This is a genomic window from Streptomyces sp. NPDC002232 (assembly GCF_042890295.1).
In the GTDB taxonomy this organism is placed as follows: Bacteria; Actinomycetota; Actinomycetes; order Streptomycetales; family Streptomycetaceae; genus Streptomyces.
This window is the reverse complement of sequence record NZ_JBIARV010000010.1, coordinates 21,778-31,441: the sequence shown is the minus strand read 5'-3', so window position 1 is coordinate 31,441 and position 9,664 is coordinate 21,778. Positions and strand designations below refer to the sequence as shown.

10 protein-coding genes are annotated in these 9,664 nt (G+C 69.6%); 4 read left to right on the top strand and 6 right to left on the bottom strand.

Annotated elements, in window-relative coordinates:
- Nucleotides 1–655: 655 nt before the first annotated feature.
- From ACFYXU_RS36755 to ACFYXU_RS36745, 3 genes are all read right to left on the bottom strand, one after another.
- Complete coding sequence (locus ACFYXU_RS36755) at nucleotides 656–862, bottom strand: hypothetical protein (RefSeq protein WP_389462142.1); 207 nt, start codon at nucleotides 860–862, stop codon at nucleotides 656–658.
- 299 nt (nucleotides 863–1,161) lie between these two features.
- Nucleotides 1,162–2,172 (bottom strand): hypothetical protein, encoded by a 1,011-nt coding sequence (locus tag ACFYXU_RS36750; protein ID WP_389462140.1) that lies wholly within the window; start codon nucleotides 2,170–2,172, stop codon nucleotides 1,162–1,164.
- An 83-nt stretch (nucleotides 2,173–2,255) separates the two neighbouring features.
- Nucleotides 2,256–3,716 carry a hypothetical protein gene (locus tag ACFYXU_RS36745; RefSeq protein ID WP_389462138.1) on the bottom strand — a complete coding sequence of 487 codons (1,461 nt, stop codon included), beginning with the start codon at nucleotides 3,714–3,716 and terminating at the stop codon, nucleotides 2,256–2,258.
- Between the two features lie 1,130 nt (nucleotides 3,717–4,846).
- Between ACFYXU_RS36745 and ACFYXU_RS36740 the strand changes: the two genes are divergently transcribed.
- Nucleotides 4,847–5,164: a hypothetical protein gene (locus tag ACFYXU_RS36740; RefSeq protein ID WP_389462136.1), complete on the top strand. Its 318-nt coding sequence runs from the start codon at nucleotides 4,847–4,849 to the stop codon at nucleotides 5,162–5,164.
- Nucleotides 5,161–5,535 (top strand): STAS domain-containing protein, encoded by a 375-nt coding sequence (locus ACFYXU_RS36735; protein ID WP_389462134.1) that lies wholly within the window; start codon nucleotides 5,161–5,163, stop codon nucleotides 5,533–5,535. Before ACFYXU_RS36740 ends, ACFYXU_RS36735 begins: the two co-directional genes overlap by 4 nt.
- A 341-nt stretch (nucleotides 5,536–5,876) precedes the next feature.
- Here the strand turns inward: ACFYXU_RS36735 and ACFYXU_RS36730 are convergent, their stop codons facing one another.
- Entirely contained in the window at nucleotides 5,877–6,224 is a 348-nt protein-coding gene (locus ACFYXU_RS36730; protein WP_389462132.1) for an STAS domain-containing protein, read from the bottom strand.
- 930 nt (nucleotides 6,225–7,154) lie between these two features.
- Between ACFYXU_RS36730 and ACFYXU_RS36725 the strand changes: the two genes are divergently transcribed.
- Nucleotides 7,155–7,712: a DUF6233 domain-containing protein gene (locus ACFYXU_RS36725; protein ID WP_389462130.1), complete on the top strand. Its 558-nt coding sequence runs from the start codon at nucleotides 7,155–7,157 to the stop codon at nucleotides 7,710–7,712.
- 157 nt (nucleotides 7,713–7,869) lie between these two features.
- Here the strand turns inward: ACFYXU_RS36725 and ACFYXU_RS36720 are convergent, their stop codons facing one another.
- Nucleotides 7,870–8,133 carry a hypothetical protein gene (locus ACFYXU_RS36720; protein WP_389462128.1) on the bottom strand — a complete coding sequence of 88 codons (264 nt, stop codon included), beginning with the start codon at nucleotides 8,131–8,133 and terminating at the stop codon, nucleotides 7,870–7,872.
- Nucleotides 8,134–8,492: 359 nt separating this feature from the next.
- Nucleotides 8,493–8,978: a hypothetical protein gene (locus tag ACFYXU_RS36715; protein ID WP_389462126.1), complete on the bottom strand. Its 486-nt coding sequence runs from the start codon at nucleotides 8,976–8,978 to the stop codon at nucleotides 8,493–8,495.
- Nucleotides 8,979–9,293: 315 nt separating this feature from the next.
- Between ACFYXU_RS36715 and ACFYXU_RS36710 the strand changes: the two genes are divergently transcribed.
- Complete coding sequence (locus tag ACFYXU_RS36710; protein ID WP_389462123.1) at nucleotides 9,294–9,647, top strand: nuclear transport factor 2 family protein; 354 nt, start codon at nucleotides 9,294–9,296, stop codon at nucleotides 9,645–9,647.
- Nucleotides 9,648–9,664: the final 17 nt, after the last annotated feature.

The window sequence follows — 9,664 nt, the reverse complement described above, 5'->3', positions numbered from 1 at the left end:
CGCGCGGTCTCCTGCGGAGACACGACGCGGAGTGACTGCGTCACTCCAAGGGGACCGCGCCGCTGCGCGGCGCCGGGCGGAGTGAGCCCGGAGGGCAGTCACCTTCGGTGACTGCGGGGCAGCCCGGCTACACCGGGCCTGCGGGCCCCGGTGTGGGGGCCGGCCTTTCGGTCTCGGCCGCCTGCGGCGACCGTTTCCGCTGGTCAGGAGCCTGACTCTTGCTCGTGGTCCCGGTCTGGGTGGGGGTTTCGCCTCCGTCCCCTGCGGGGCCGGAGGCTCCTCGAACACCCTCGGAACCGTCTACCTGGTAACAGTATGCAGGGGCCGGAGGAGCCTGTCCAGCCCCTCCCCCACCCGAAAGGGTGGTCACGCTCCGTCTCACACGAGGAGCATACCCGGCCCCAGGTGGTCTAAACCTCTCTACAGACGGCAGCAAGAGGGGAGGGGGTCCCCCACCGCCCACGAATGCAGCCCGCCATTCCAGAGAAATGCGAAAACCGCAAACTGACAACACGTCAAGAACGCCACTCCGAAAGCCTCATGACACACCACCAAAAACCCCATGCACAACCCGCATAAAGCACCCCCACAACACAGAACGCCCCCACTACAAAAGGAGCAGGGGCGTCATGCGGCTGATGTATTCCTGAGGTGGTCAGGCGCCGATTCCGACGGAGGCGACATAGGCGTGGGCCACCAGATCGGGGACCTCTTCGACGGCCGGGGCGGAGGCCTGCGTCGTGCTGGCGGCGGCGACGGCTGCCGCGCACTCTTCCGCCGTCAGATGCTGCGGGAAGCCGTCCAGTTCGCCGGGACTGAGCAGCACCAGGACCACGACCAAGGTGCTCGCGGTGAGCACCACACAGCCTCACAGTACGCCCACCCACCAGGGAAGACGCCCTACGAACCACACAGGGCAAGCCCCCCAGGCAGCCACGCTCACCACGAGGCGGTCTGCGCTCCGCCGGCCTGTACCCCGGTACCGAGGACCCGGCGCGCAGACAGAGTCAGGGAACGGCGTCCGCCGAGGACTCCCCGGCGGCGCCGGGACATCGACCATGGCTCCAAGCTAGGCGCTGGCCGCATGGCTGGCCCAGAGCAGCACCAAGTTCTCTGGAACTTGGCGGTCATGCCTGGGACCTGCCCTCTGCTCCACAACTATCAGCTGCGAAGCCGAGTGCGGAGCCGAGTGTCCAGCAGCAGCAGGTTGGAATCCAAAGCCTCGATGTCCGCGTCCATTTCTGGGCTGCCTTTACGCACCGTGTTGTGGATATGCAGGAGTCGCCCGAGGGCGGGGGCGCAGGCCGTGACTGTCTCCGCTGCTTCGAGATACGCTCTCCCCGCGGCAACATGTATCGGGGAAAGGTCTTCCCATTCGATCCCCCGTTTATTGAAATTAGGAATGACCACATCGGGTAGCTCGCCGAACTCGAACCGAGCCAGGTCTCGCATGTAGGTGGCATAGAGCTTCAAGGAATCCCGGAGCGTGGATTTCCAGTACCCGCCTGAGGGGAATTGTGGGGGCAGCGGCAGGTGCCGATAGTTGACCTTCACCCAATCCACGATGCGCTGGGAGAGGTCGGTAAGCATCACGACCGCTTCCTCGTAGACCTCTGTGCTCGGCGGCAGGCTTTCGAGCTGATTCAGTCGCAGGTGCGCTGCGCCAACTTCGGACAAGAGGGGGTTCCAGTTCGGGGTCTGCGCCCTGAGCCGAACGGTGTCCCAGTTGCTCGGCGTACCGTCGTCGGACGGGGGCAGGCAGTACCCCCCGATCTCGTGGAGGAACCTCCACCAGCGAGGTGGAAGATGCGACACCGACCTGCGCTTCTCGCGGACCTCTGCGACTCCTTTCTCGTACTCTCGCCGATCGGCCTCGCGCTCAGGGCGCTCCTTCTGCCATTTCCAGACCAGGTGACCCACCTTGGCCAGGGTTATGAGCAGATGCTCGGGTTCTTTTTTCTGCCAGTCTCCCGGCGTCACGTATTTTTTGGGCATATAGGGCTTCCCGATATCACGCCGTTCCCTGATCTGAGCCAGCGTGGGCGGGTCGAACTCCCTGAACCAACCCCCGAAGGGGTAGCCCGATTCCTGAAATCCGATCGCTTTATATCTCTCCGCAAGAGGCCAGAACGATGCACCCGCAATGATCTTTTGGGAGTGCTGGGCAGTCATACGCGAGAACCACCAATCGCCAGGATGTTTTGAAAAGGGGTGGAATGCTCGACTAACCCTTCTGTCATCGCGTCCCGTCGTCCTCAACCCTCCCCACCCAACGGACGAATCAACCGCCGGGCCGGGGGCGAGGCAGCACACCGCCTTCGAGGGCCCCGCGCGACCGCGGGAGCGGCCGTGTGCGCGCGGCGCAGTGCGGTGCATCGGGTGCCGTCGGCGGGGTGCCATTCCATCGCGGGTGTGACGGCGGTGCCGTGGTCGGTGCAGTACGCGGTCGGGATGATGCCCCTGCAGGTCTGCCGTGCGCAGCGGCACCCGGTGCTGGGGGTGGTGTAGGGCAGGACGTGGCGGATGACGCCGCCGGAGGTGCGGGGTGAGGCAGTGCCGCGCAGATGGGACGGCCATCCGAGGGTGACGTGCAGGCCTTCGGATCCGGCCCGGAAGCGCTCGGTCACGCGGACCGCGTCGGGTACGGCGAGCGGGGTGGTGCCGGGGGCGGTGAGCCTGCGGAGGGCCGCCCCCTCGGCGGTGAGGTGGGCGAGGGTGTCAGCGTCGGTGTCGGCCATCCAGCCGGACAGGCGGTCCTGGCCCTCCTGGTCGTCGGACAGGTCGAGGAGCGGGTCGTCCATGCGGAGGACCACGGGCGCCCCGGGGCCGAGGGCGGGGCCGACGGTGAGGGTGGCGGCCGGGACGGCGGTGGGGACGGCGATCTTGTCGTGCGCGAGGAGCCACGCGACGACCTGACGGCGGTCGAACTCCGGGTGCACGGGGGCGCCGGCCGCGGGCGTGGGGAAGTCCGGGTGACGGCGCCGCCAGTTGACCACGGCGGCCCGGCCGACACCGGCGATCTGCGCGACCCCCGCCAGGAGCAGCCGGGCCTCGCCCTGCGGGTCGGGGGTGAGCGCGGCGAGGGGTGAGCGGCGGCCGGCGGTGAGGGTGCGCAGGGTGTGCCAGTCCACGGACGGGCGGATGACGGGCAGGAGGGCGACGTCCTCGGCGGAGTAGAGCGGGACCGTGGTCACCCCGCCCTGCCGCTTGTAGTCGACGTCCACGGAGCCGACCGGGGCGATCCACCCCAGGCGCACGACCTGGTCGAAGTCGGTGCGGCGCACGCCGAGGCGGTGGGCGGCTTGGTCGGGGCCGAGGGGGACGTGGCGGTCGAGGAGGGCGAGCAGGTCGCGACGGCGGGCGAGCATGTTGACCTGGTCGGGGTGGACGTCGGGGTAGGCAGGCTCGCCGCTGAGGTAGGTCAGCAGTCCGGCGCGGACGAGGTGGCCGACGGCGGCCGGGGTCACGCGCGGCCGGAACCGGAGCGGCTCCCCCAGCGCTTCGGTCAGCCGGTCGGCCGCCCAGGTGGCTCCGGCCGGGCCGCGCAGGGCGGCGCGGACCGCTTCCGCGTCGGTGCTCTCCACGGCCGTCCGGGACCACAGGCGGGGCCCGGCGTCGGCGGCGGGGGCCACTCCTGAGGCGGTGGCCCAGCGCCATGCCGCGACCGGCACCCGCAGCCGGCCCGCGGCCTCTGACTCGTCGTACGTCTCGCGCATCACTCACTCCGATCACGGTGGCGTGGCCCGCTGATCGGGCCACGCCGGAAAGATGACGAAAGATCCCTCTTCGTGTCAATAGGCATGTTTTTAGGGCGAGTTGGGGGTTTGCCTCACAAGTCGCGTACGTGTACGCGAGGGCAAAAATCCACCCGGCCGGGTGACCCGGAAGAGGGCCGGGAACGACGAAACCCCCGCCGTCACGGCGGGGGTCGACGTCGGGTGCGGGAGCGGGCCCGTGCGGGGGCGGGCACACCGTTCGGGGCTCTGAACGCGGCCGGTCCCCTGCGTGGGGGGCGCAGGGGACCGGCAGGCGGCTGCGGGGCGAGACCAATCGGCACCCGGGGCCGTGGGTCACGGTAGCGGCTCGACGATCGTCATTCGCCGTGTTGTGGATGGTTGGCGCCCGAGATTGGGGGCATGCGGCGGCTGTGTCATGTTCTTCTCAGGAAGTCGCCGGACTCGTGCGTCACGTCTTGAGCCAGGCGGGGTTCCACCTGCTCGATGATGCTCCGGCCGACAGATCAGGCCTGCGGGTGATCGAAGTACCGGCCGGGGTGGCGATCACGTGGACCGCCTCGCAGGGGTTCACAGCACTCGCGGCCGATCACTCGCACACCGCGATGCACCACATGCGCACAGCCGTACAAGCGGCGGTCCTGAGCCTGATATCCCACCTCGGACACCCGGTGACCGTGCCTGCGGACGGCGCGGACCTCATCGTGCTCGCCACCCCCTCCGCAGAGCTGAGCCAGCCGTCCGTGAGGCCCTCACCGTCGTGAGTCCGGTCCCCTGCGAGGGGGGGTCGGCAGGGGACCGGACGAGGCAGCGGGGCGAGAGACCGATCAGCACCCGGAGCCGTGGGCCACGGTAGCCGCTGAAGGGCACCGCCGCTGGCTGTCACTCGCCCGGCTGCCTTGATCTTGCGGGTGCCGGGCAGGCGCCTAGCCTGGAATCGGCCGGCGGGCCTGCCTCTCCGGCCCGCCGGCCGGGCCTGCGCGTTCAGGTCCTTGACGTCGTTGCGTCCCCGGTCGCAAGTTGGATTTGACTACCCGGTCCCCCGGCCCGCCGCCCTACACCTGCTCGGGGGAGTGTGGCGGCCTGCCGGTCTGGCGGAAAGGCGGTGTGCCGTGCCTGTGGAGTATGCCGACGAGGGCCAGGTCCTGGCCGTGAACGTCCCGGCCGATCTCGATGTCGCTGCCCGGGCCGCTGTGGCGCTGCACGTCCAGCGGCTGGCGTTCGCCTACCGCCCGCAGGGTGTGCGTCTGCACGTCGCCCGGCCGGCCACCGACGCCTCGCTCAGCATCCTCGCCCGGGTCCACCGGCTGTGCGAGGCGCTCGGCATCCCCCTGACCCTCACCACCCACCCCTGGAACCCCGCCATGGCGAAGGCCGGGGCCGGGCATGAGACCGCCGGTGCGGAATCCGAGGGGAGTGCAGCCGCGTGAAGGGCGACGACTGCGAGGTGCTGTTCACACAGGTGCCCAGCGGACAGGTCTACAGCGCCCCGGGCGGAGCCGGCGTCTACCGGCAGGTGACGGGGCCCGACGGGACCGCGCTCGTCCAGGCCACCGGAGAGTTCGACACCGACAGCGTCGCCTGTCTGCGCCAGGCTTTCGCGGACGCGATCGACGAGGGCGCCACCTGCCTCCGGGTCGACCTGACCGCGATCGCGTTCGGCGACGTCGCCCTGGTCGACGCCCTCCTGCACGCTCAGGACGGCCCCGCCCGGCTGGTCCTGGTCGGGCCCCTGTCGGGCTACCTGCGGCGCCTGTTCGAGCTCACCGGCACCACCGACCTGTTCCACGTCGAAACCTGAAGCGGACCCGGAGCAGCGGTTCACCACGTGGGCGGTGAGGCGCGGTTGTACGTCTCGTGCGGTGGCTCGGTCCCGTCCCAGCCGATGACCCCCGGCACGGCTCCACGACGAACGCGTCGTCGGGCTCACCAGAGTGATCCGGGTGGGCGGCGGCGAGGTGCCGGCGGGCAGCGTCCTGGAGCGGGCCCGCATCGTCGTCCAGGGCGGCAGCCGGACCCATGCCCAGGCACACGGTGCACCGGACGGTCAGAAAGGCTGCGCCGTCGAGAAGGAAGAGCACGCCTGCTCAACGACCACCCCTCAGGGTGGTCGCGGCGGCCTGACCGTGACCACCCCGCGGCTCAGGCAGTCGGGTCCAGCACCTGCTCCCGTGCCTCCGTACCGGCGGGCAGGAGCAGTGCATCCGCGCCGGTCAGCGCCAGTACCCTCATCGGCGCTTCACGCACGCCCGTGAGTTCGAGCCAGCCATCGCCCTCCACCAGGCGACGGCGCAGGGCCAGAAGTAGGTTGAGTCCGGAGGAATCCATGAAGGTCACCCCGGACATGTCCAGCCGCAGCGACGATCCGTCGGCCATGGCCCGGCAGGCGGCGTCCTCCAGTGCCGGGCAGGACGTCAGGTCCAGATCTCCGGCCACGGTGATGACCGTGCACTGGGAGTCTTCGTGGGTGGTGAGGTTGAGATTGCTCATGGTTCGCCCCTCTCATCAGGGGTCGAGCCCGCCGCACCCGGTTGTGGGTGCCAGGAGCGTGACGTGGGGTCACGCACAGACCAGCAAGACCACCCGAACCGCATCCCGACCCTCCGCAGAGAGCCTGCGCGGACGGCTCGGGGTCTCCTACCAGACCAGGCTGGTGTCCCACGACCCTCGCACACCGACCCCACACAAGGCCAGAGACCCTTCAGCCACCGGACCTCGTGAGTAACTGCCCAGCCCGTCGCCCGCGCCCTCCCCTAGGGCGCCCAGACTGTGCACACACGTCGCCCGGCTCAACGTCCCCCGTGTCCGTGGGACACGGTCAGCGTCAGCATCGTGACACGGCGAGCGGAATGCGGCGCCGTACCGGCGGCCTGTGCATGACGTCCGAGTCGCCGCCGCACGGGAGCCCACCCCGTCGCCCCTGCCAGGCCCGGAACAGGTCCGGTCCCCTGCGAGGGGGGGGTCGGCAGAGAACCGGACGGGCGGCGGGGCGAGAGACCGATCAGCACCCGCAGCCGTGCGCCACGGTAACCGCTCAAGGGCATCGCTCCGGCCCGACACTCTCACTCCCAGCGATGCCTCCCGGCCACTCGTTGGAGTGAGCGCACCGCACGGGCCCATCCATCCCTGAAGCTCGTCCGAAGAAAGCCGTGAAGGTCGTCGTCGGCTCCTCCCGGTGCTGTCCGGTGAGCGGGAGGAACCGACCGGCCTGCCGGACCGGTCGCACCCCGCCTGACGCGGAGTCATAGGCGCGAACGGAACGGCCAGAGGGCGGAGGACGGTGCGAGCCTCCGCCCTCCCTCTTCGACCCGCCGAGGACCGCCGCACGGTCATTCCCCCTCGGTCAGCATCCCCCGGCCCGACCCGGCACATCGCCCGGCGGACCGAGGGCCCGCGCGGCCGGCTGCCTACGGTAGACACGTGACGACACCCCCCGAGCACCCCGGCTCCCCCGAGTTCGAGCCGGTCCCGATCCACGTGATCCTGCCGGACGAGCAGGAGGTCACGGGACGCCTGTACGCGCGCCGGCAGCTGCCCGAGGGGTGGCTCTACCTGGTCTCCATCACGCTGTACCGCACGCCCGAGGACGGCCACATCGAGCCGGTGGAATACCGGATGTGGCTGCGTCCCCAGGACCACCTACGGCCGGTCGACGGCGTGACATACGACGACATCCCCACCGAGCGGCTCCCCCGGCCCACCGTCGTGGAACGGATCCTCGGCCCCCGCCGGCCCTCCGGATGGGTCCTCCAGCAACTCGGCGGACGACGCGGACAGGGACAGGCCGTCGTGCACGCCGTCGACTGCACGGAGGCTCCCTCGAACGCGCCCCGGCTGTCGCTCGACCAGGCGCTCAGCGCGGCCGAGCGGCCCGGGGTCCGGCTCTGCTCCCTGTGCAGTGTCTCCGCCGAACTGGACCCCGTCCTGCGGGGATTCACCGAGGGCTTTGACGGCAGAGCCGACGACGACCCGCCGTGAGACTCAGCCGCTCCCGTCCGGCTCCGGCCGCATACGGGTCATGATCGTTCTCGCCCAATTAGGCGAGAACGATCATGGTCGCTGCGCTAGAGCGTTTCCTTCGGATCATCTCGCCGACCAGATGAAGATGGCGGCGAGATGAGTCCGGCGAGGCAGGTCAGTCGATGGCCACGATCCCGCCCTCGCCGCCGCCCACGGCGGTGTCGGTGGCCCAGCCGTCTCCGCCGCCTGCGGTGAAGATGTGCGACGTCTCGGCGAACCCGGCCCAGTGACCGGCAACAAACGGCTCGTCAGCAGCAGCGACGACGCCCTCATCTCCCCCACCGGCAGCGACGTCCGCGTAGGCGGGAGCGGCAAGGCCGGTCACGGTCAGCGCGACGGCGGAGGCGGCCAGCGCGACCTTGGCAAGCTTGATCTTCATCAGGTTTCTCTCCGAACTAGAGCTGCCGGGCGGTTCCCGGTTCCCACGACAGTCCTAACTCCTTCTCATGATCAAGGTCACGGAGAGCTACCGATGTGCGACAAAGATGGCGTAAGGGTGTGACGACCTTCAGTCGGTTACCTCTGAGTCGGAACACCTGAGTCTGAAACATCGAGCGGGATCCGCGCGAGCGCCGCCGTCTTCATCTGGTCGGCGAGGTGATCCAAACGAAACGCCCTAGGGGAGCGGGGCGGTGCCGGGGTCGGTGGGACCGCCTCCGAGACGGCGCCGTGCGGGCCGTGGAGCGTCCAGGAGCGCGGGGGCGGGGGTCGCCGGTCCATTCGCCGTTTGCGGCGCGCTCAGCGGCGCTCAGGGCCCGCGGATCGCGGGCCGGCGGCTCGGGGACATCGGGGCCGGGACCGAGGGTCCGGCGGTGTCGTGCAGTGTTCACCGCGCGATTCTCCCCCGAGGGCCAGGCGCTCCGGCTCCTCCTCGGTGTCGCCCTCCTCGATGTCGCCCTCCTCGATGTCGTCCGCTTCGATGTCGTCCGCTTCGACGTCGCCGTCCGGGGTGTCGAAGATCTTGGAGAGAACGAGCGGCTGCCCGAGCTCCTCCAGCTCCTCCGGCTGCTCCGGCTGCTCGGCGGTGGCCTGCTGTGCCGCGCGGCGCCGTGCGGAGGTGTCGGTCAGTGCGGCTTCCTCCTCGGTGAGAACGGTCTCGATGATGTCGACGTAGTGCGGGCCGGGCACTCCCCGGCCGACGGGCCCGCATTCGAGCCGGTGCCGATCCGCGTACTCCTGCCGGACGGGCAGGAGGTGGTGGGGCGCGTGTACGCGTGTCGGCATCTGCCCGGCGGCTGGCATTGCCAGGTGTCCATCCCCGTCTACCACACCACCCAGGACGACCACACGACGATCAGCGTCGGCCGCCCCTGGAGGCCCGCCGCTGCACACACCATCCTCTTCGGCACATCGGAAGCGCGCTAAGGGCGTGTTTCGAAAGTGCCTGGTGCTGAGCGTGATGTCGGATTTCTGCCAGACAGCGTTGCCTGCGTCGACCAGCCTCGGTGTATGGCAACAGCACAAACGACTGACGCAACGGCTGTTCTCCGCGGCATGTATGAGGCCGAAGCAGAGTACTTGGCAGCTGGAGGCCCGGGGGTGGCGTCCTTCGACCCACTCGTTCCCTTCTTCGCGCCTGATGTCATCCTGCATCAGGCCGAAGCCCTCCCCTATGGCGGGACGTGGCGCGGCCACGCGGGCATGACGGACTTCTTCCTCGCCATGAGTGCGGCCTGGGAATCGTTTGACATGAGGGACCAGCGATTCCTTGCCACTGGTGAGACCTCGGTGGTGCTTACGTGGGTCCGTGCGCGGGCTCGGGCTACTGGCCGCGAGCTCACCTTCCCCATCCTTCAAACCATCACGATCATGGACGGGCGGATTACCGAGGTCCGGCCCTTCTACTGGGACACCGCGATGATTGCCGATGCGTGTGCGCAGCCGGTCGCGTAGGTGCGTTAGCTGTCCTG